Genomic DNA, 20,334 nt, shown 5'->3' with positions numbered 1-20,334 from the left:
TCTATTTTTGTTTTATTCTGCTTTCTCAATCAGTAAGGTTATCCCATCGACATCTATCACTTTGACCAAGGTACCACTAGGTAAGTCGGAGTCAGAGTATGCGGACCAAGAAGTATCGCCCAGTTTGATTCGACATTTACCTCTGGTGATGTCTTGTTCCAGTACTGAAGTTTGACCTATGAGCTGTTTGTCTTTCTGATTTAGGCTTCGCTGCTTATCTGATTGCTTATCAACTCGATGTTGTTTACGCCACCATAGCCAAGTCAATGCCAACGCAAACACCCCAAAGCTAATCCATTGCAGTTGCCAACTGATAGGAATAAAGGCGAGCACAATACCCACCAACATGGCTGCGATGCCAATCCACAACATGTAGCCAGCGGTACCGAGTAACTCGCCACACAGCAGTAATAATCCTAGAGCCAACCAGTGCCAGTAATTGACTTGGCTAAGCAGTTCTATCACGCGTTATCCTTCTTTTGTTGAGGCTTTGACTGATTAAACATCTCTGCAATACCAGCTACAGACCCCATGAGTCCAGTTGCTTCTATCGGCAACATGATAATTTTACCATTCTCCGCCTGACCAATCGATTTCAAAGCCTCAGTATAGCCTTGAGCAATAAAGTAATTCACTGCTTGCATGTCGCCCTGTGCAATGGCAGTTGAAACCATCTCAGTTGCTTTAGCTTCCGCTTCTGCGGCACGCTCACGTGCTTCTGCTTGAAGTATAGCAGCCTGTTTCTCACCTTCGGCTTTGAGGATTTCAGATTGCTTATGACCCTCGGCCTTAAGGATCTCTGCTTGTCGCACACCTTCGGCTTCTAAGATGTCAGCACGTTTGTTACGTTCTGCTTTCATCTGAGCATTCATCGCTGCAGTTAGGTCTGCCGGTGGCTGTACGTCGCGGATCTCAATACGAGTCACTTTAACGCCCCACGCATTAGTTGCTTCATCGACAATCGCAAGCAGTTTGGTATTGATAGAGTCACGTTGGCTCAACATTTCATCCAACTCCATCGAGCCAAGCACGGTACGCATATTGGTCAATGTCAGGTTGCGAATAGCATGCTCAAGATCGTTCACTTCATACGCAGCTTTTGCCGCGTCGATAACTTGGACAAAACAGACTGCATCAATGACTACGTTGGCATTATCTTTGGAAATGACTTCTTGTGGCGGAATATCAAGAACTCTTTCCATCATATTGATTTTACTGCCAATAGAATCAATGAAAGGGATAATCAAGTTCAGCCCAGGTCTAAGCGTATGGGTATAGCGACCAAATCTTTCTACGGTCCAGTTGTTGGCTTGTGGTACCGTTTTGACCCCGGCCACAATAAAAACAATTGCGACCAGAATGAAACCACCTATGGTGACCATTGCATCAATATCCATGAGTCTATCCTTGTATTAAAAATGTACAATCCTAAACAGTATACAGCGTTGTTAAGACAATACTGTGTAAAGGTATGTATTTTTTCGACGAGTAATCATTAAATTTATCATGGAGTTAAATTGATTACCGATAGCTAGGAAAGGCGGTTCAATGAAATAGATTAACCTAATATGAAAAAAGGGAAGCCTGTGCTTCCCTTAGAATAGAGTGTGACTAAGTTATTAGTAGAGCAGAGAATACAACTGACGGCGATACTTCGCGGCGATAGGGTTACCTTGACCTAGCGCAGACAAGATATCCATAAAGGCTTTTTTCAGGTCTCCATCAAGCGCATTCAAATTACGGCTCAGAGGCGTCCATATCAGAGCAAGTGCTTCTTCATCACGATTCACTTGGTGGTATTGAAGACCAAGTTCTGCGACCAGTTTAAGATCCTCAGGGTTTGCTTGTAATGCCGCTTCTAAAGATTGAATCTCAGGGCTATCAGCTGCCTGTTTGTGCAGTTCTAATTTCGCCACTAAGCTCTTATAGTGGTTGTCTTTGTATTCCATTGGAATAGTGTTGAGTACTTGTTCTGCACGTTCAAATTGATTGGTTTCAAGCAAGCAATTGGCAACTGCCAATTTGATTTCACCTTTATTTTGATACTCTTCGGAAAGAGTCCCAAATGCAGAAATAGCAGCTTCAAACTCACCTTGTTGTGATAACTCTAGCGCTTTGCGAGCGTTAAGTTCATCTTCACTTGGAAGATGTTTGGTCAGCATAGCTTTGACCGCTTCAATTGGTTGTGGACCACCTAGTCCGTCTACAGGTTGGCCATTCACGAATAACGCAATCGTAGGAAGTGCTTGAACACCGAATTGTCCAGCAATCGCTTGTTGCTCTTCACAATTCAGCAATGCCAGTGTATAGGCGCCGGCGTATTGTTCTGTTAATGCCTTTAAAGCAGGAATTAACTGAGCGCTTTCTTCACTCATAGGTGCCCAAAAGTGGATCAGCACAGGAGCTGTCATTGAGCCTTCGAGGACTTCGCGGAAATTTTGCTCATTTAAATCAACAATGTACGCTGGTTGCATTGAATTATCCTTATTAAGTGATTCGCATTGTTCTCTTTTCAAGATTGGTATTGGTGAACCAAAAATCAAGGTTTGTCGAAGAGATTACAGAATTTAGATGCCAAAACGCCGCACTATGAAGCGCGGCGTTTATGGATTTCAGAAATGCAGCAAGCGAAGGTGTTTAAAACATTACAAAGTATGCAAGTGTTACACCCACAGCCAGCCAGTTTAGCTGATTTAGCGTCATTTTTAGAATTCCAAATTGATATCGCTGTGAGCAAGGTGTTAGAGAGATGATTCCAACTTGTGTAGGGTATGGTTTCGTCTCTTATATTTAACTACGTTGAGCAATATATCCTTCATATGTGACACTAAAATTACAAATGATCATTTTTTATGCGGCTTTTCGCAAAATAGGATCTAACCATTTGCTTGGAAGCAGACGTTTTAGTACGGCAAATACCTTCGTTGGTGTGGTGACTCGATAGCGTAACTTAGGGTTGTCTGACTCGAGGGCATGTAACAGCGGCACAATGCAAGATTCCGGCGGCAGTACGAATTGATTATTGGAGCCTTCCGCTGATAATCGGCTTAGCTGTTGCTGGTAATGCGTTTTATGTACGCTGGCATCAATATTAATCCATTTTAAAAACGCGGCCTTGGCATTGGCTCTAAATTGTGTCTCAATAGGCCCTGGTTCTATGAGTGATACTTTAATGTTCGTTTGGTATAACTCAAGTCTGAGAGTGTCGGTCCATCCCTCGAGGGCAAACTTAGAAGCATTATATGCTCCACGGTATTTCATCGCAGCAAACCCGAGGACAGAGCTGTTTTGAATAATACGACCGTCGCCTTGTTTTCGCATTACCGGTAGTACTTGTTTCGTCAGCTCATGCCAACCAAAGAAGTTTGCCTCAAATTGTTCTCTTAGTGCATCGGTTGGCAGGTCTTCTAGGGCTCCTGGTTGGCCGTAGGCACCATTGTTAAACAAGGCATAAAGGCTCCCCTCACACAAAGCGAGTGCTTTTTGAACTCCCAACTTAATGCTCTTGCTATCGGTCAGATCGAGTTGAATACAAGTCAGCCCTTCTTGGTTGAGCCTATCCACATCTTTTGGATCGCGGCACGACGCAATGACCTTGTAGCCTTTATTTTGCAACTCATGTGCTGCGACGTAGCCGATACCTGTTGAACACCCTGTGATAAGAATGGCCTTTCCCATGTTTGCGCTAACCCTATGATTTATTTCCTTTCAGTTAAGGTTAACGCTAATGGTAGACGAGGTCTAGCGCGAGTTTGCGACGATGTTTTTCAGCGCTGAGTCGATGTGAGGGAAGGAGAAGTTAAAGCCGATCTCTGTGAGCTTTTTAGGTTTTGCTCTCGTGCTGTCAAGAAGTAAGCTTGAAGACTCTCCCATAGCGAGTTTAATCGCCCATTTAGGAGTAAATAAAAAATGAGGGCGGCCCAACGAACTTGCCAGTGTTTTACTGAAAACTGCGTTGGTGACGGCATGAGGTGCACAGAAATTATATGGCCCGCTAGCGTGTTCAGTTTCCAGCAAACAAACAATCGCGCGCACCATATCTAGTATATGTATCCAAGGAATATATTGTTTTCCGTTACCAATCGGTCCGCCGAGCCCCAACTTATAGGGCAGCAGCATCTTAGCTAATGCTCCGCCACCTTCGCCAAGCACAACACCAGTACGTAATAGACACACTCTTGTTTGGTCGGACTGTGCTCGCAAGGCGATGTGTTCCCAACGTTCACAGACGTTGTGAGCAAAGGTATCCTGATTGACATGCAGACTTTCGTCGAAAGGGTGATCTTGTTGATCTCCGTAATAACCAACGGCTGAGCCACTAATAAAAATTGCAGGAGGTTCAGTACTGGCGTGAATCAGCTCCACAAGGGTTTCAGTGATCTTCCAGCGGCTGTCACAAATACGTTTTTTTTGAGCTTCACTCCAACGTTTATCTGCAATAGGTTCTCCAGCGAGATTTATGACGGCATCAAACGCATTGAGGTCGTTAAAGCTATCTAATGAATCGACATAGTGAATATTGCCACAGTCAGTGTGATGTAGCGTTTTTCTTGCTGTCTGTTCATCACGGGTCAGCAGAGTGATGGAGTAGGTGGTTAGGTGTTTCAGTAACTCTCGCCCAATAAACCCTGTGCCACCTGTTACAAGCAAATTCATCTCTGTCCTTCTCCTCAGTAATTGACAACTTACCGATATGACTCAGTTGCTGAATAAGTAAATATAGCAATGAATCAGAGGATTAACTAACGTTGTTGTGGGTGTAGCACATGTTGTACTAGTCACAGTCTTGTGGATTGGCGTGTGCATTGCGCAATATTGCCATTACTGTCACATCTTCTTACATTTAATGTGTGCCATCATAAAACTATCGTATGGAAGCGGAGGAAAGCGATGCAAGGATTGAAAGCGCTTCTTCATTCAATGGCCAGTAGTTTCAAAGATCTACTGCCCATCGTTTTGGTCGTGCTGTTTTTCCAATTGGTCGTACTGCAAGAGCCGCTTCCTAATGTTCTCTCTATCTTATTTGGCCTATTGCTTGTGGTCCTAGGGCTGACCTTTTTTGTATTTGGGTTAGAAATGGGGTTATTTCCCATCGGTGAGTCCATGGCTCAGTCGTTTGCACGAAAGGGCAGCGTCTTCTGGTTGATGGTGTTTTCGTTCTGTCTAGGCTTTGGGACTACCATTGCCGAGCCTGCGCTAACAGCGGTATCTGCTGAAGCAGCTGAAGTGGCGGCGGAAGGGGGGAAAATTCCGATGACGGAAGAGGCTATGCAAGACTATGCGGATGGCTTGCGCTTGGCCGTTGCCATTTCAGTTGGGCTTGCCATTGTATTGGGTGTGCTGCGCATACTTAAAGGTTGGCCTATCCAGTGGATGATTATTGGCGGTTATGTCGGTGTCGTGATACTGACAGGGTTCGCACCGGAGTACATTATCGGTGTGGCTTACGACTCAGGTGGTGTAACGACATCAACAATAACAGTACCATTAGTCACCGCGTTGGGTGTAGGGTTAGCCAGCACCATTAAGGGGCGTAACCCGATGCTGGATGGTTTTGGTCTCATTGCCTTTGCGTCGCTGTTACCAATGATGTTCGTTATGGTTTACGGGATGATTGCAGTATGACTATCATCTTGGATTTTCTCACCACACTGTTGCTCACGATTCGTGACGTTACACCGATCATGGTGATCATTTTCGGATTTCAGTTTGCCATCTTGAAGAAGCCAATTACTAACCCGTTAAAAGTTCTACTTGGCTTTGGCTATGTGATTCTCGGGCTTAGTTTGTTTTTAGTGGGATTAGAACTTGCTCTGTTCCCGTTAGGTGAAACCATGGCGATGCAGTTAACGGCACCTGAATTCTTGCAAGAATTTAAGGTGACGGTAGGCCAGTCACTGGAGTGGATCGACTATTATTGGGTTTACCTGTTTGCTTTCTGTATAGGGTTTAGTACCACGATTGCTGAACCATCGTTATTGGCGGTTGCTATCAAAGCGAATCAAGTTTCTGCTGGTTCGATTTCAGTAAATGGGTTAAGAATCGCAGTGGCGCTGGGGGTGGCTGTTGGTATCTCCCTTGGCAGCTATCGTATTGTTGTCGGAGACCCCATTCACTATTACATCATCGCAGGCTACATCTTGGTGGTGATTCAAACCTATTTTGCTCCCAAATTTATTATTCCGTTAGCTTATGATTCTGGCGGGGTGACGACCTCAACGGTCACGGTCCCTTTGGTGACGGCGTTGGGGTTAGGGCTAGCTTCCACCGTACCAGGACGAAACCCTATGATTGATGGGTTTGGTTTGATCGCGTTTGCTAGCTTATTTCCTATTATTTCCGTGATGGCGTATGCACAGTTGATTCAATTTTTGAGTCAACGTTCAAAGCATCGCGATCTAGCTTCAAAGGAGAAGAACAATGCGCTTTAAGCTCATTCTGGCATTTGTTGAAGACAGTAAAACAGACTCCGTTCTTGATGCGGCTCGTACAGCGGGAGCCACAGGAGCAACGGTAATTAATAACGCGAGAGGGGAAGGGCTTAATAAAAAGCGAACCTTCTTTGGACTTACCTTAGAGGTTCAAAAAGATGTGCTGCTGTTTGTCGTAGAAGAGCACTTATCGCGGCAGATATTAGAGACCATTAATCAGGTCGGAGAGTTTGACCAAACTTCGGGACAGGGGATTGCGGTGCAGATCGATATAGAAGATGCGGTAGGTGTCGCTCACCAAGTCGAGACATTAACCAAAGTGGTAGAGGATGAGCTATGAGCCGACATGAAAAAGTCTGTGTACGTGATGTCATGGCAAACAGTTATGTGATGGTGGATGGATTAAAGACAGTGCATGAGGGCATCGTTTTGGCTCGTGAGCATCAGGTAAAAGCACTGGTTGTCGAAAAGCGTCATGATGATGATGAATACGGTATCGTATTGATGAATGATATTGCCAAAAAGGTGTTGGCGAAAAACCGCTCAGCCGAGCGAACAAACATCTATGAGATTATGACTAAGCCCGCACTGTCTGTTGATCCTAATATGAATGTGAAATATTGCGCTCGCTTATTCGAGCGGTTTGGGATTAGTCGTGCACCTGTCATTGAACACGGTAAGGTGATTGGTATGGTTAGTTACAATAACATTGTTGTGAATGGTATGGCTAAAGAGGAATGAAACGGGCGAACTAGGTTTAGCTGAGTTACAATACCTCCATTAGTAATGGTGGAGATAAACCAGTGAAACTATTTTTTGCTTCTGATTTGCATGGCAGTCTTGATGCCACTGAACAGGTTCTAGCAGAATATCATCGCTCAGGCGCGGAGCATTTAGTAATTTTAGGTGATGTGCTTAACCACGGGCCGAGAAATCCAGTACCAGAGAGCTATAACCCACCTAAAGTAGCGCAACGGCTTAATGAGCTCCGCAGCAGTATTATTGCGGTACGAGGCAATTGCGATAGTGAAGTCGACCAGATGCTATTAGACTTTCCTATGATGAGTGACTATGCATGGGTAATGTTGGCAAGTGGACAGCGATTATTCTTAACTCATGGGCATCTTTATAACACAGATAAACGACCTGCGTTAAAGCAAGGAGACGTGATTGCTCATGGACATACACATATACCAGTAGCCGAATGGCAAGGAGAGCAAATTATCTTCAATCCAGGCTCTATCACATTCCCACGAGATGGTTATGCTGCGAGTTATGGATTGCTTGAAGACAATACTCTCAGCGTTAAAACATTTGCTGGAGATGCTCTTGCATCAATCTCGCTATAAAGGTGAGTAGATAACAAGGCAATTAAATTGTTCAGATAAGTCGCAGACATAAAAAAACGCAGCCAAGGCTGCGTTTTTTCTACGTCGAGATTAACTAATTACTTAGTTACGCGTAGTACTGGCGTTTCACCAACAGTTACAGAACCAGCAAGCTTGTTCAGCTCTTTGATTTCGTCCATGTTAGAGATAACAACAGGAGTTAGCGTTGACTTAGCTTTCTCTTCTAGAAGTGCTAGGTCGAATTCGATGATAGTGTCACCTGCTTTTACTGATTGGCCTTCTTCAGCGATACGCTTGAAGCCTTCACCTTTCAGTTCAACAGTGTCGATACCGAAGTGAACAAATAGCTCGATGCCGTCGTCAGATTCGATAGAGAACGCGTGGTTCGTCTCAAAGATCTTACCGATAGTACCGTTAACAGGAGCTACCATCTTGTCACCAGCTGGCTTGATTGCAATACCGTCACCAACGATTTTCTCAGCAAATACGACATCTGGCACATCTTCGATGTTTACAATTTCACCAGAAAGAGGTGCGATAATTTCGATTGCACCAGTGTCAGCGCTGTCGTCAGATACTAGCTTCTTCAGTTTGTCAAACAGACCCATGTTGTGCTCCTAAAGGTTTGATTTTGTTCTGCTCAATTATATTAGCAGTTTGTCTTTTCTGCGATAAATTTTTCGACGTGTGCCTCAATTTCTGCAGCAGTCGCCATTTCTAGCGCTTCATCAGCCATTGCTTTTACTTCTGCGAAGTTAGCGTTGCGGATTACTTTCTTAACCTTAGGAATTGAAATACCGCTCATACTAAACTCATCTAGGCCCATGCCCAGTAGAAGTAGAGTCGCACGCTCGTCGCCAGCAAGCTCACCACACATACCAGTCCACTTACCTTCTTTATGCGAAGCGTCGATCACTTGCTTAATTACTGTAAGTACGGCAGGTGAAAGTGGGTTGTATAGGTGAGAAATAAGCTCATTACCACGGTCTACTGCTAGAGTATACTGAGTTAAGTCGTTAGTACCAATACTAAAGAACGAAACTTCTTTCGCTAGGTGGTGAGCAATCGCTGCCGCAGCAGGAGTTTCAACCATTACACCGATTTCGATGTTTTCGTCAAATGCTAGACCTTCAGCACGAAGTTCTGCTTTGTACTCTTCGATAGCAGCTTTCAGTTCACGAATCTCTTCTACAGAGATGATCATTGGGAACATGATGCGCAGCTTACCGTGTGCTGATGCACGTAGGATACCACGTAGCTGGTCACGAAGGATTTCACGACGATCCAAGCTGATACGAACTGCACGCCAACCAAGGAATGGGTTCATTTCTTCTGGAAGGTCTAGGTAAGGTAGGTCTTTATCACCACCGATATCCATAGTACGGATAATTACCGCGTGACCGTGCATTGCTTCCGCAACTTCTTTGTAAGCTTGATACTGTTCTTCTTCAGTAGGAAGAGCAGTACGGTCCATGAATAGGAATTCTGTACGATACAGACCAACACCTTCACCGCCGTTACGGTTGATGCCATCGCAGTCTTTCACTGTACCGATGTTACCGCAAACTTCTACACGGTGGCCGTCTAGAGTTTCTGCTGGTAGGTCTTTAAGTTTTGCTAGTTCCTCTTTTTCTGCAAGGAACGCTTCACGTACCGCTTTAGCTTCGTCAATCTCAGCTTGAGTTGGGTTTACGATGATCTTGTTGTTCATCGCGTCAAGAACCAACATGTCGCCGTTGTTCACTTTCTTAGTGATGTCGTTAGTACCAACAATCGCAGGAAGTTCTAGTGAACGGGCCATGATAGAAGTGTGCGAAGTACGACCGCCGATGTCACATGCGAAACCTAGTACGTAATCAAGGTTGATTTGCGCAGTTTCAGATGGAGTTAGGTCGTAAGCTACTAGGATAACTTCTTCATCGATATCACCTAGTGAAACGATGTTGATGCCTAGTGCGTTCTTAACGAAACGAGTACCGATATCACGGATATCAGTTGCACGCTCTTTAAGGTATTCGTCATCTAGAGATTCTAGTGCAGTCGCTTGCTCTTCGATTACTGTGTGAATCGCGTTGTCTGCAGATAGTTTGTCTTTCTTGATGAGTGCTAGGATTTCCTCTTCTAGCTCTTCATCTTCAAGAAGCATGATATGGCCTTCGAAGATAGCCTCTTTCTCTTCACCAAAAGTCTCAAGCGCTTTTTGCTTAACGACTTCTAGTTGTTGAGCTGACTTGTTGCGAGCGTCAAAGAAACGCGCAACTTCTGCTTCAACTTGGTCATCTGAAATAGTCGACGTGTTTAGAACAATCTCGTCTTCTTGAAGTAGTAGTGCTTTACCAATAGCAATACCAGGAGATGCTAGGATGCCTGAAATCATAGCTTTACCTTTATTTGGTCTAATGTATTAAAGATTGGATAGTTATTAGCTACTTATTATGTGTAGCTGATAGCTAGAGCTATTTCCAATAAAGCCATTCTGTTTTCACAAAATGGCTTTAAGGAGAACTGGGTTCTTAGTGAAGCTCAGGGATTAGAGCTACTAGGTGGTCAACTGCTTGTTGAGCTTGTGGGCCTTCAGCAGAGATTGTGATAGTAGTGCCTTTAACTAGACCTAGAGTTTGTAGTTTGAATAGGCTTTTTGCGCTAGCGCTTTTGCCGTTAGTAGCCACAGTGATGTCAGCGTCAAATGCTTTTGCTTCTTTAACGAACTGAGCAGCCGGACGAGTGTGAAGGCCGTTTTCTGCTGTGATTTCTACTTGCTTCTCGTACATTTTTTATACCCCAATTGATTTATTTTATGTTTAGTTTCTAAACCAAACAAAGCTTATCGTTAAATGTTACGCCTCGCTATAGTACGAAAGTCATAACTGTTAAGAATTGTGTCGGTCTAGAATTGTAGGACATGATTGCAGTCTTCGCTGTATACCTGTCTTACGAAATTCTGTAATTAGCCTATTTATTTTTTGGCTTAAAATAAAACTGACCTGATATTACCAAAGGCTGACAGAGTTTCAACAAAAAAGCCCCTTAAAGGGGCTTTTTTCGTGCAAAAATTGATTTGGCAACATATTACTGCTGAATCTCTTTGTCAGTAAATATACCGGCAAACAATGCAGAGCTTAGGTAGCGTTCACCTGAACTTGGGAGTATGGTGACAATGGTTTTTCCTTTGAATTCAGGGAGTTCAGCAAGCTTGTTAGCCGCTACAACAGCTGCACCTGATGAGATACCAGCTAGGATACCTTCTTCTTCCATTAGGCGACGCGCCATTTCGATGGCTTCTTCAGAAGTAACCAGTTCGACACGGTCAACAAGCTCAAGATCCAAGTTCTCTGGGATAAATCCTGCACCGATGCCTTGGATTTTGTGAGGAGCTGGTTGGATCTCTTGACCTGCTAGCACTTGAGAAATGACAGGTGATTCTGCTGGCTCAACGGCAACTGAAACAATTGCTTTACCTTTTTCGCCCTTAATATAGCGGCTAGTACCTGTGATAGTACCACCTGTACCTACACCAGCGACAAATACATCGATCTCACCATCCGTTGCTTCCCAGATCTCTGGACCCGTTGTCTTTTCATGAATGGCTGGATTTGCTGGGTTGTTGAACTGTTGAAGTAGCAGATACTTTTCTGGATTTGAAGCGACAATCTCTTCTGCTTTAGCGATAGCCCCTTTCATGCCTTTCGCTGCTTCTGTGAGTTCAAGGTTAGCACCTAGTGCCTTGAGAAGCTTACGACGCTCGAGACTCATAGATTCAGGCATAGTAAGTGTGAGTTTGTAGCCACGTGCAGCTGCAACGAAAGCAAGAGCAATACCTGTGTTACCACTGGTTGGCTCAACTAGCTCTACGCCTGCTTTTAGACGACCATCTTTTTCCGCTTCCCAGATCATGTTTGCACCGATACGGCACTTAACACTGAAGCTTGGGTTGCGTGCTTCAACTTTAGCAAGCACGTTACCATTACTTACTTTGTTTAGGCGAACTAGAGGGGTGTTACCAATTGTCAGTGAATTATCTTCGTAAATCTTGCTCATTATAATGTTCCTTCATTCAACCGTGGTGGTTATTGATTACCAGATAAGAATATGATTTTGTTTGGCAAGGGAAAAGAACCAAATAGTTATATATTATGGAAGAAAGTTTATGAAGCGCGCTTTTCGATGGGATTTTCTCGGTAAGAAGACCAGCTCGGCCATTGATACTAAAGGAGTTCAATGGCCGGTGTATAAGAGGTGATTACTTGTTGCGTCTAATGATGCCAAAGCCTAGGCAAATTAATACCCACGCATATAAAGGCCAAGTTCCTACTTCACGATACCAAGTTGTTCCGTCGGTTGGAGTGACGTCAGTTCTAAGCACAGCGGTTTCAAACTGAGGGATTTGAGCAGTAATCTTACCTTTGTGATCGGTAACGGCAGTCACACCATTATTGGTCGAACGAATAAGTGGTAAGCCAAGCTCTAATGCGCGCATTCGTGCAATTTCCATATGCTGCAACGGGCCAATAGAGCGCCCAAACCAAGCATCATTGGACAGCGTTAACAGGTAATCGGTGTCATCAGTAACGTTCTGCCTAACTTGTTCCCCAAAAATAATCTCATAACATAATGCTGGCGCTAGATGCATACCGTTAGCCACAATATTAGGCTGTACGTAGGCACCACGGCTGAATGAAGACATAGGCAAGTTAAAAAACGGGGCGATAGGTCTTAATAGATCTCCAAATGGCACGAATTCACCGAATGGTAGCAAATGGTGCTTGTGATAACGTTCATCGAGATCCATTTCGTAATCACCGTAAGGTGTCTGCCCTACAACCAATATGCTGTTGTAATACTCACCGGACTCGGTTTTGTTGATGACCCCAGTGATGATCGCAGAATCATTCATTTTAGCCGCAGAGTCCAAGTTACGCAGAAATGAAGGTAATTCGAATTCCATTGCGGGAATTGCAGCTTCTGGCCAAATGATAATGTCCGCATCCCAGTTTTCACGACTTAGATCGGTATATTTCATTATCGTTGGCCATCGGTGATTGGGCATCCACTTCATGGCTTGATCGATATTACCTTGAATCAATGCGACCGATTTGGTGCGACTTGGATTGGGAGTGACCCAGTCGTAGCTACGTAGGCCGAATCCAGTGGCGAATATGACTAGAGGGATGATAGCGAGTTGCCACTGCTTAGTTATGGTTAAGTAAGTTAAGCTGGCAGCCATTACGATCAATAGCAAGGTAATGAGTTCAACGCCACCAATAGGTGCAAAGCTCGCTAACGGTGAATCAATTTGGCTGTACCCTAACCACAGCCAAGGGAAACCCGTCATCACCCAGCCGCGAGCCCAATCAAAGATTAACCAGAGTGCTGGCGCTGCGACAAAATAACGAGTTTTATTGTCTGACGGGAAGAATCGGTTTAGAGACCAAGCAAACAGAGCTGAGTAAATGGATAGGTAGCCGACTAAGAGTGCCATTAAGAACATGCTGGCAATCTTCGGCATACCACCAAAGGTATCGATACTGACGTGAACCCAACTGATGCCAGTGGCAAATTGACCTATTCCCCATGCATAACCTGTCCAAAGTGCACTTTTTGTGCTGCGACCTCTGATAAGGAGGAGAAGGAGAAATGGGCTCAGAATAGCCAAGGGCCATAGCTGATAGGGAGCAAATGCGAGAGTGGTGCTAGCACCAACAAAAGCGGCCCCGATGGGCCGCAATATGCGAAGATTTTTCTTCATTTAAATATCATCTCACTTTTTTGGTGAGCAGCAAGTGGTGAGGTTACTCCTCGACACTTGAAGCCGTTTCTTGGTCAGGTATTGTGACTTGGACCTGAACCACACGACGATTATCCGCCGCTGTCACCTTAAAGTTGTAATTTTCTATTTCAACCACTTCACCACGTGAAGGTAAGTGACCGAATGCAGTCATGACTAGGCCACCTACAGTGTCGACTTCCTCATCACTAAAGTTAGAGCCGAATGTTTCATTGAACTCTTCAATAGTAGTGAGCGCTTTCACCGCAAATGTGTGCTTACTCAGTTTTCTGATATCAAGCTCATCATCGTCATCGAATTCATCTTCGATTTCGCCAACGATTTCTTCGAGAATATCTTCGATGGTCACTAGACCTGATACTCCACCAAATTCATCGACGACAATGGCCATGTGATAACGCTCTTCACGGAACTCCTTCAGTAGGCGATCAACGCGCTTACTTTCAGGAACTACAACCGCTGGGCGAATCACTTCTTCAATATCAAACGGGGCGCTTTCTGAGCCCAAATAACGGAGGAGGTCCTTAGCTAAGAGGATGCCTTCTACATGGTCTTTATCTTCACTGATAACAGGGTAGCGAGAATGCTGTGCATCTGTCATCAGTTCGATTAGCTTATCGAGGTTATCGGAACGCTCGATAGTAACCATTTGCGAGCGTGGCAGCATAATGTCGCGCACTCGCATTTCAGAAATTTCCATGACACCTTCGAGCATATCGCGGGTATCGTGGTCAATTAGGTCGTTTTCTTCAGAGTCGCGGATAACATCTACAAGCTCTTGGCGGTCTTTTGGTTCGCCTTGAAAAATTTGACCTAGGCGCTCAAAGAAGGACTTTCTACTCGGACCTTCCGACTTTTTACTGTTTCCCTCTGGTTGAGAGGGAGAAGACTCTTCGTTCATGACTTCTCAATTCAGAATGCTATCAGATGTGTGATAGCGCACATGCGTAAACAGATTCTTTTTAGCGCGAACGCCAGCGAAATGTGCTTACTCCTTTTCTACTAAATATGGGTCATCAAAGCCCATATCAAGCATGATTTCGGTTTCCAAAGCTTCCATTTCTTCTGCTTCGTCATCCTCAATATGATCATAACCTAGCAGATGAAGACTCCCATGTACAACCATATGTGCCCAGTGTGCAATCAAAGGCTTGGATTGCTCAATGGCCTCTTTTTCGACAACTTGACGACAAATGATCATGTCACCAAGCAGATCCATTTCTACACCTGGAGGAGCTTCAAAAGGAAAGGAGAGCACATTGGTTGGTTTATCTTTACCACGGTAGTCGCGGTTAAGCTGTTGGCTCTCTTCTTCATCGACGATACGAATCGTCAACTCAGCATCTTGTTGAAACGGAGTGATGGTTTTGTCCAACCAGCCTTGAAATTCGTCAGCACTTGGTAACCCTTGTTCTGATTCGACTGCAATTTGAAGATCGAGTTCAATCGCCATTACTTTCCATCCACCGTTGCGCTAGCAGATGCTGCATCAAGCAGCTTTTGCGCCGCTTCACGTTCTTCACGTCGCTTACGCTCAATTTCTTTACGTTCTTTGGCATCTTTCGCTTCCCATTTCTCGTAAGCATTTACGATGCGCGCAACGACAGGGTGACGAACGACATCATCTGACTGGAAGAAATTAAAGCTGATTTCGTCAACTTCACTCAGCACTTCAATCGCATGACGAAGGCCAGATTTTGCGCCACGCGGCAAGTCGATTTGTGTGACGTCACCAGTGATAACTGCGCGCGAGTTAAAGCCGATACGCGTCAAGAACATCTTCATTTGTTCAACGGTGGTGTTCTGGCTCTCATCGAGAATAATGAAGGCATCGTTAAGTGTGCGGCCGCGCATGTAGGCGAGGGGCGCAACCTCAATAACATTGCGTTCAATGAGTTTCTCTACGCGCTCAAAACCAAGCATTTCAAATAACGCATCGTATAGAGGTCGGAGGTACGGATCGACCTTCTGACTTAAATCACCTGGCAGGAAGCCTAGTTTTTCACCCGCTTCTACTGCTGGACGAGTCAGTAGGATACGGCGAATCTCTTGGCGCTCCAGTGCGTCTACTGCAGCAGCTACTGCTAGGTAAGTTTTACCTGTACCAGCTGGCCCAATACCGAAGCTAATATCATGAGTGACCATATTCACTAGGTACTGAGCTTGATTAGGTGTACGCGGTTTGATGATGCCTTTCTTGGTCTTTACGAAGACTTCTTTTCCGTGAGCGATTTCTGATTCGGTATTTTGCTCAAGTACACCAGATTCTTTAACGGCTAAGTGAATTTGCTCTGGCTCAATATCAGGGATCTGGCCACGCACAGGTGCTGTGTCGACATAAAGCGTTTTGATGATATCTAGAGCTGCGGCGCTAGTGTGCGGCTTGCCCACGATCGTAAAGAAGTTGCTTCTGTGGTTGATCTCGACACCTAAGCGGCGTTCTAAATGTTTGATATTGTCATCGAAAGGACCGCACAAGCTTGATAGACGGCGGTTGTCTGAAGGTTCTAGATGAATTTCTAGAGTTACGATTTGATTACTCAATGTTGCCTCACATTTTGCCCTTAAGGGCGATGTATGAAGCCCGACTGTGACCGGGCTTCGCATATTTTTACCCAATTAACTCCAAAATAGCACATTGAAGCTGTTTGGGTATAGGCGCTAAGGCGTAAAGGTCGCTACACCTAGCTCATCTTCGCGTTTGGTTTTTGCCATCATTTGTGTTGGAGAAATAACACTGCGAAGATCCATATCTTTTTCTGTTCTTACTAGCTCACCACGTAGGGAGTTTGCGAACACGTCTGTGATTTTCACGTCAACAAACTGGCCGATTAGCTCTGCACCACCTTCGAAGTTAACCACACGGTTGTTTTCGGTACGCGCACGAAGCTCCATTAGGTTCTTCTTAGATGGACCTTCAACTAAAACACGTTGCTCAGTGTCTAGCATCTGACGTGAATAACGCATTGCCTGCGAGTTTACAGTTTGTTGTAGCTCGTATAAGCGGTCTTTCTTAGTTTGCTCAGGAAGATCGCATGGGTAATCTGCTGCTGGCGTACCTGGACGAGGAGAGAAGATAAAGCTAAAGCTCATATCAAAATCTACGTCCTTAATCAGTTTCATCGTGTCTTGGAAATCTTTGTCAGTTTCACCAGGGAAACCAACAATGAAGTCTGAACTGATTTGAATATCAGGACGCGCTTTGCGAAGTTTACGAATGATAGACTTGTATTCAATCGCTGTGTGTGGACGTTTCATCATAGTCAATACACGGTCTGAACCACTCTGTACGGGCAGGTGCAGGAAGCTAACAAGCTCAGGTGTATCTTCGTAAACAGCAATGATGTCATCAGTGAACTCTAGCGGGTGACTTGTCGTAAAGCGGATACGATCAATACCATCAATAGAAGCAACCAGACGTAGTAGCTCGGCAAAAGAACAGATATCACCATCGTGCATTGGACCACGATAAGCATTCACGTTTTGGCCAAGTAGGTTTACTTCACGAACGCCTTGATCGGCAAGCTGAGCAATTTCAAACAATACGTCATCCATTGGACGGCTTACTTCTTCACCACGAGTATACGGAACAACACAGTAAGTACAGTACTTACTGCAGCCTTCCATGATTGAAACAAACGCTGTTGCGCCTTCCGCACGTGGTTCCGGCAGACGGTCAAACTTCTCGATCTCTGGGAAAGAGATATCCATTACTGGCGCTTCATCGCTTTGTGACTGCTTGATCATCTCAGGCAAACGGTGAAGAGTTTGTGGGCCAAAGATAACGTCAACAAATGGCGCACGTTCACGAATATGGTCACCTTCTTGAGTTGCTACACAGCCACCCACACCGATAACAACGCCATCTTTTTTGTCTTTTAGGGTTTTCCAACGACCAAGTTGGTGGAACACTTTCTCTTGCGCTTTTTCACGGATAGAGCAAGTGTTCAAAAGTAGTACGTCTGCTTCCTCTGGATCTTCTGTTAGCTCATAGCCATTTGCCGCATTAAGCAGATCGGCCATTTTTGATGAATCGTATTCGTTCATCTGGCAGCCCCAGGTTTTAATTAGCAGTTTCTTACTCATCACTATCGCTCGTCAGTTATTTAAATCTTTTTCTTGCACAGGCGCTGTATTGCGAAAACAACACAGCGGCTGCTTAAATTATGACCACCATCTTGGCGGTAAGCGGCGTATTGTACTGCTTTAAAAACCGCCTGACTAGGGGTAGTGTAAAATCTCTTTGAGAGCTTATATTTCAATTGCTGTAAGCGGTTATTAGGCCTCACAAAAGCAGGGTTTTTCGAAGGAATTCGCTCGCGCTTTTAGAGCGGGCTACGTACAATGAACACACATTGAATTTAGGGTAGTAAGAAGACGATGGAACAGTTTGAAATTGCAGTTGTTGGTGGTGGCATGGTGGGAGCAGCGATGGCGCTGGGTCTTGCTAAACAAGGGCGCTCAGTCGCTGTTATCGAAAAATTCCCCCCTCAAGCTTTCGAAAGCTCGCAGCCAATGGACCTGCGTGTTTCTGCTATTTCTCATCGCTCTGTTGATTTACTGACACACCTCGATGCTTGGAGCGCCATAGAGGCGATGCGTGTGTGCCCTTATGCACGTCTTGAAACATGGGAAGCGGAAAACTGTCGAATTCGTTTCAATGCCGAATCTCTGCAGCTAGAGCAATTGGGCTACATTGTTGAAAATCGCGTGATCCAACTAGGGTTGTGGCAGCAGTTTCATCGTTTCGACAACTTGAAAGTGATTGAAGGTGATGGTGTTGAAAGCTTAACGCTTGACGATGAAGGCTCAACCATCATCTTAGAGTCAGGGCGTGAAATTGCTGCGACTCTGGTCGTTGGTGCGGATGGTGCGAATTCAAGAGTACGACAAGCCAGTGGCATTGGGGTGACAGCATGGGATTATCGTCAAGAGTGCATGCTGATTAATGTTGAGACGGAACTCCCTCAACAAGACATCACGTGGCAGTGGTTTACCACGTCAGGGCCTCGTTCATTTTTACCACTATGTGGAAACCAAGGATCGTTAGTTTGGTACGATTCCCCTAAACGGATTAAGCAGTTAAAGAATATGAGTCATGCCCAGTTAGAGCAGGAGATTGTTGAGTACTTTCCAGCTGAACTGGGTAATGTTAGCGTGCTACAGCGCGGCTCATTCCCACTTACACGTAGACATGCACAGCGATATTACAAACACGGTTGTGTACTAGTAGGGGATTCAGCTCACACGATAAATCCGTTGGCGGGTCAGGGCGTTAATCTTGGTTTTAAAGATGTAGAAGCCTTGTTAAAAGCGTTTGAAGATAAAGGGGTCTCTAATGAAGCATTACGTCGTTATGAGCTAGAGCGTCGTCCAGATAACCTGTTAATGCAAACGGGCATGGATGTATTCTATAAAGGGTTTAGTAGTACCTTACCCCCGCTGGCATTTGCTCGAAATGCTCTACTGAAAGTGGCAGAGCATTCTGGGCCGATTAAAGAGCAAGTCTTAAAATACGCGATTGGCCTTAAATAACTCAATAAATGACTAGACATACTGGGGCAGTGATAGAATCTGAGACTGATTCTAGCGTTGGTGCCCCAGTTGCTTCATCGACGGCAAAAAGAGCTAAATTGTCAGAATGCTGGTTTGCTGTCATAAGATACTTTCCATCTGGAGAAATACACAAATCTCGTGGGAACTCTCCCCCTGAACTGACAAAGCCTTGATAATCAGGTACAGCAGGGTCACTCAATTTAAACCAAGAGACGATAGACTCTCCGCGACCTGTTAAATAGACAAAGCGATTGTTCGGTGAAAGCTTAACGGCCGCCGCCGCTTCATGGTTTATATGTTCAGGAAACGCTGAAGTAGAGTAAATCAGTCGCCATCTCCCATGTTCGTTACGCTTGATAACATGCAGTGATTCATCGAGTTCACACAACACATACCCAAATTTACCATCTTGAGAGAAGTCTACATGTCGAGGACCACTTCCCAGCGGCATTACCAAAGACTGAGATAGAACCGCATCAGTTTTGTTATATTCGTAAAAGCTCAATGTGTCGATGCCTAAGTCTACCGTGACGAACTGTTGGCTATTAGGGATAAACTGTAACTGGTGCCCATGGGGGGCTTGCTGGCGAGTAGGATGAACGCTAGAGCCTTCATTAGCCAGTAAAGCTATACGTTCTCCAATAATGCCATGTGCCCTTAGGGCAAATATCTCGAAGTTACCTGTCCCATAATGCGCGACGCCTAATAATTCTTTATTCGGAGATATTGCAAGGTGGCATGGGTAATCACCATCAAGCAATCTTACTTGATGATCTTCACTGTTTGTAGGCACGAATATAAGGGCCGCTCCTTCCTGTTGAGAACATTCGGAAACGAGATAATGTCCTTGCTCTGTATACAGAAGATAAGAAGGGTTGAAAGCATTTGTTATCGCTGAAGATATTATAAGGTCATGGGGAGTGTTGAAATGCGCCGTCTTGAAACCTAAATCATCGCCTTTTGAATACTGTCCAATAGCAACGGAGTAATCTTGGAAAGTCATAAATATCCTTGAAGATCAGTGTATTGACCTAAGGTTGCCTGTCTATCCTAGAATGAACAGTAGCAAAATACTTTTCTGTGAGCCAATAGAAGAAATTAACAATATTGAAGAAACTTTCAAAGATTCATCTAACGTAATTGTCAGAGAGGAATAGATAGAAAAAAAGCCCGTCAAATGACGAGCTTTCTTAATAATGGTGCGGAAGGAGAG

At 44.7% G+C, this 20,334-nt stretch carries 21 protein-coding genes; 6 read left to right on the top strand and 15 right to left on the bottom strand.

Annotation, left to right across the window (positions count from 1 at the left end):
• Positions 1-12 precede the first annotated feature (12 nt).
• The 5 genes from HW45_RS05000 to HW45_RS04980 form a co-directional block, all read right to left on the bottom strand.
• The gene (locus HW45_RS05000; protein WP_171391198.1) at positions 13-465 is read right to left on the bottom strand and encodes an NfeD family protein; all 453 of its coding nucleotides are present in this window, start codon (positions 463-465) and stop codon (positions 13-15) included.
• A complete protein-coding gene (locus HW45_RS04995) occupies positions 462-1,397 on the bottom strand; it encodes an SPFH domain-containing protein (protein WP_006075698.1) in 936 nt (311 codons plus the stop codon). The genes HW45_RS05000 and HW45_RS04995 overlap by 4 nt, the downstream gene beginning before the upstream one ends.
• A 222-nt stretch (positions 1,398-1,619) precedes the next feature.
• Positions 1,620-2,474 carry a co-chaperone YbbN gene (locus HW45_RS04990; RefSeq protein ID WP_038225357.1) on the bottom strand — a complete coding sequence of 285 codons (855 nt, stop codon included), beginning with the start codon at positions 2,472-2,474 and terminating at the stop codon, positions 1,620-1,622.
• Positions 2,475-2,850: 376 nt separating this feature from the next.
• Positions 2,851-3,678 (bottom strand): SDR family oxidoreductase, encoded by an 828-nt coding sequence (locus HW45_RS04985; protein WP_038225356.1) that lies wholly within the window; start codon positions 3,676-3,678, stop codon positions 2,851-2,853.
• Positions 3,679-3,741: 63 nt separating this feature from the next.
• Positions 3,742-4,656, bottom strand: coding sequence for a TIGR01777 family oxidoreductase (locus HW45_RS04980; RefSeq protein ID WP_038225355.1), 915 nt, complete (start codon positions 4,654-4,656; stop codon positions 3,742-3,744).
• Positions 4,657-4,890: 234 nt separating this feature from the next.
• On the opposite strand from HW45_RS04980, the gene HW45_RS04975 reads away from it, so the two are divergent.
• The 5 genes from HW45_RS04975 to yfcE all read left to right on the top strand — a co-directional run bounded on the left by HW45_RS04975 (position 4,891) and on the right by yfcE (position 7,780).
• Positions 4,891-5,625 carry a DUF1538 domain-containing protein gene (locus HW45_RS04975; protein ID WP_038225354.1) on the top strand — a complete coding sequence of 245 codons (735 nt, stop codon included), beginning with the start codon at positions 4,891-4,893 and terminating at the stop codon, positions 5,623-5,625.
• Positions 5,622-6,431 (top strand): DUF1538 domain-containing protein, encoded by an 810-nt coding sequence (locus HW45_RS04970; RefSeq protein WP_038225353.1) that lies wholly within the window; start codon positions 5,622-5,624, stop codon positions 6,429-6,431. The genes HW45_RS04975 and HW45_RS04970 overlap by 4 nt, the downstream gene beginning before the upstream one ends.
• Complete coding sequence (locus HW45_RS04965) at positions 6,421-6,771, top strand: P-II family nitrogen regulator (RefSeq protein WP_038225352.1); 351 nt, start codon at positions 6,421-6,423, stop codon at positions 6,769-6,771. The genes HW45_RS04970 and HW45_RS04965 overlap by 11 nt, the downstream gene beginning before the upstream one ends.
• Positions 6,768-7,172, top strand: a complete 405-nt coding sequence (locus HW45_RS04960; protein ID WP_038225351.1) for a CBS domain-containing protein — start codon at positions 6,768-6,770, stop codon at positions 7,170-7,172. The genes HW45_RS04965 and HW45_RS04960 overlap by 4 nt, the downstream gene beginning before the upstream one ends.
• A 62-nt stretch (positions 7,173-7,234) precedes the next feature.
• On the top strand, positions 7,235-7,780 hold the full coding sequence (gene yfcE, locus HW45_RS04955) for a phosphodiesterase (RefSeq protein ID WP_038225350.1): 546 nt from the start codon (positions 7,235-7,237) through the stop codon (positions 7,778-7,780).
• A gap of 98 nt (positions 7,781-7,878) precedes the next feature.
• Here yfcE and crr read toward each other — a convergent pair whose 3' ends face one another.
• The 9 genes from crr to miaB form a co-directional block, all read right to left on the bottom strand.
• The gene (crr, locus tag HW45_RS04950; RefSeq protein ID WP_031494205.1) at positions 7,879-8,388 is read right to left on the bottom strand and encodes a PTS glucose transporter subunit IIA; all 510 of its coding nucleotides are present in this window, start codon (positions 8,386-8,388) and stop codon (positions 7,879-7,881) included.
• Positions 8,389-8,429: 41 nt separating this feature from the next.
• Entirely contained in the window at positions 8,430-10,157 is a 1,728-nt protein-coding gene (gene ptsI / locus HW45_RS04945; RefSeq protein ID WP_038225348.1) for a phosphoenolpyruvate-protein phosphotransferase PtsI, read from the bottom strand.
• Positions 10,158-10,293: 136 nt separating this feature from the next.
• The gene (locus HW45_RS04940) at positions 10,294-10,551 is read right to left on the bottom strand and encodes an HPr family phosphocarrier protein (RefSeq protein WP_006075478.1); all 258 of its coding nucleotides are present in this window, start codon (positions 10,549-10,551) and stop codon (positions 10,294-10,296) included.
• Between the two features lie 298 nt (positions 10,552-10,849).
• On the bottom strand, positions 10,850-11,818 hold the full coding sequence (cysK, locus tag HW45_RS04935; protein WP_038225347.1) for a cysteine synthase A: 969 nt from the start codon (positions 11,816-11,818) through the stop codon (positions 10,850-10,852).
• Between the two features lie 202 nt (positions 11,819-12,020).
• Complete coding sequence (gene lnt / locus HW45_RS04930; protein ID WP_038225346.1) at positions 12,021-13,526, bottom strand: apolipoprotein N-acyltransferase; 1,506 nt, start codon at positions 13,524-13,526, stop codon at positions 12,021-12,023.
• A gap of 43 nt (positions 13,527-13,569) precedes the next feature.
• Positions 13,570-14,466 carry a CNNM family magnesium/cobalt transport protein CorC gene (corC, locus tag HW45_RS04925; protein WP_006075474.1) on the bottom strand — a complete coding sequence of 299 codons (897 nt, stop codon included), beginning with the start codon at positions 14,464-14,466 and terminating at the stop codon, positions 13,570-13,572.
• Positions 14,467-14,553: 87 nt separating this feature from the next.
• The gene (gene ybeY, locus HW45_RS04920) at positions 14,554-15,018 is read right to left on the bottom strand and encodes an rRNA maturation RNase YbeY (RefSeq protein WP_006075473.1); all 465 of its coding nucleotides are present in this window, start codon (positions 15,016-15,018) and stop codon (positions 14,554-14,556) included.
• Positions 15,018-16,109, bottom strand: a complete 1,092-nt coding sequence (locus tag HW45_RS04915) for a PhoH family protein (RefSeq protein WP_006075472.1) — start codon at positions 16,107-16,109, stop codon at positions 15,018-15,020. The genes ybeY and HW45_RS04915 overlap by 1 nt, the downstream gene beginning before the upstream one ends.
• 117 nt (positions 16,110-16,226) lie before the next feature.
• Entirely contained in the window at positions 16,227-17,651 is a 1,425-nt protein-coding gene (gene miaB / locus HW45_RS04910; RefSeq protein ID WP_006075471.1) for a tRNA (N6-isopentenyl adenosine(37)-C2)-methylthiotransferase MiaB, read from the bottom strand.
• Between the two features lie 294 nt (positions 17,652-17,945).
• On the opposite strand from miaB, the gene HW45_RS04905 reads away from it, so the two are divergent.
• On the top strand, positions 17,946-19,100 hold the full coding sequence (locus HW45_RS04905) for a 2-octaprenyl-3-methyl-6-methoxy-1,4-benzoquinol hydroxylase (protein WP_038225345.1): 1,155 nt from the start codon (positions 17,946-17,948) through the stop codon (positions 19,098-19,100).
• A gap of 1 nt (position 19,101) precedes the next feature.
• On the opposite strand, the gene HW45_RS04900 is transcribed toward HW45_RS04905, so the two are convergent.
• Positions 19,102-20,124, bottom strand: a complete 1,023-nt coding sequence (locus tag HW45_RS04900; protein ID WP_051867805.1) for a lactonase family protein — start codon at positions 20,122-20,124, stop codon at positions 19,102-19,104.
• Between the last annotated feature and the right edge of the window lie 210 nt (positions 20,125-20,334).

It is taken from the genome of Vibrio sp. ER1A, from assembly GCF_000733315.1.
GTDB classification, from domain to species: Bacteria; Pseudomonadota; Gammaproteobacteria; order Enterobacterales; family Vibrionaceae; genus Vibrio; species Vibrio mediterranei.
The sequence above is the reverse complement of the archived record's forward strand: the minus strand, read 5'-3'. Positions and strand labels throughout refer to the sequence as shown.

Bases quoted from the DNA above. Each gene is read 5' to 3' on its own strand.
- HW45_RS04995 (WP_006075698.1), bottom strand. From the start codon at position 1,397: ATGGATATTGATGCAATGGTCACCATAGGTGGTTTCATTCTGGTCGCA.
- HW45_RS04990 (WP_038225357.1), bottom strand. From the start codon at position 2,474: ATGCAACCAGCGTACATTGTTGATTTAAATGAGCAAAATTTCCGCGAA.
- HW45_RS04985 (WP_038225356.1), bottom strand. From the start codon at position 3,678: ATGGGAAAGGCCATTCTTATCACAGGGTGTTCAACAGGTATCGGCTAC.
- HW45_RS04980 (WP_038225355.1), bottom strand. From the start codon at position 4,656: ATGAATTTGCTTGTAACAGGTGGCACAGGGTTTATTGGGCGAGAGTTA.
- HW45_RS04975 (WP_038225354.1), top strand. From the start codon at position 4,891: ATGCAAGGATTGAAAGCGCTTCTTCATTCAATGGCCAGTAGTTTCAAA.
- HW45_RS04970 (WP_038225353.1), top strand. From the start codon at position 5,622: ATGACTATCATCTTGGATTTTCTCACCACACTGTTGCTCACGATTCGT.
- HW45_RS04965 (WP_038225352.1), top strand. From the start codon at position 6,421: ATGCGCTTTAAGCTCATTCTGGCATTTGTTGAAGACAGTAAAACAGAC.
- HW45_RS04960 (WP_038225351.1), top strand. From the start codon at position 6,768: ATGAGCCGACATGAAAAAGTCTGTGTACGTGATGTCATGGCAAACAGT.
- crr (WP_031494205.1), bottom strand. From the start codon at position 8,388: ATGGGTCTGTTTGACAAACTGAAGAAGCTAGTATCTGACGACAGCGCT.
- ptsI (WP_038225348.1), bottom strand. From the start codon at position 10,157: ATGATTTCAGGCATCCTAGCATCTCCTGGTATTGCTATTGGTAAAGCA.
- HW45_RS04940 (WP_006075478.1), bottom strand. From the start codon at position 10,551: ATGTACGAGAAGCAAGTAGAAATCACAGCAGAAAACGGCCTTCACACT.
- cysK (WP_038225347.1), bottom strand. From the start codon at position 11,818: ATGAGCAAGATTTACGAAGATAATTCACTGACAATTGGTAACACCCCT.
- lnt (WP_038225346.1), bottom strand. From the start codon at position 13,526: ATGAAGAAAAATCTTCGCATATTGCGGCCCATCGGGGCCGCTTTTGTT.
- corC (WP_006075474.1), bottom strand. From the start codon at position 14,466: ATGAACGAAGAGTCTTCTCCCTCTCAACCAGAGGGAAACAGTAAAAAG.
- ybeY (WP_006075473.1), bottom strand. From the start codon at position 15,018: ATGGCGATTGAACTCGATCTTCAAATTGCAGTCGAATCAGAACAAGGG.
- miaB (WP_006075471.1), bottom strand. From the start codon at position 17,651: ATGAGTAAGAAACTGCTAATTAAAACCTGGGGCTGCCAGATGAACGAA.
- HW45_RS04905 (WP_038225345.1), top strand. From the start codon at position 17,946: ATGGAACAGTTTGAAATTGCAGTTGTTGGTGGTGGCATGGTGGGAGCA.
- HW45_RS04900 (WP_051867805.1), bottom strand. From the start codon at position 20,124: ATGACTTTCCAAGATTACTCCGTTGCTATTGGACAGTATTCAAAAGGC.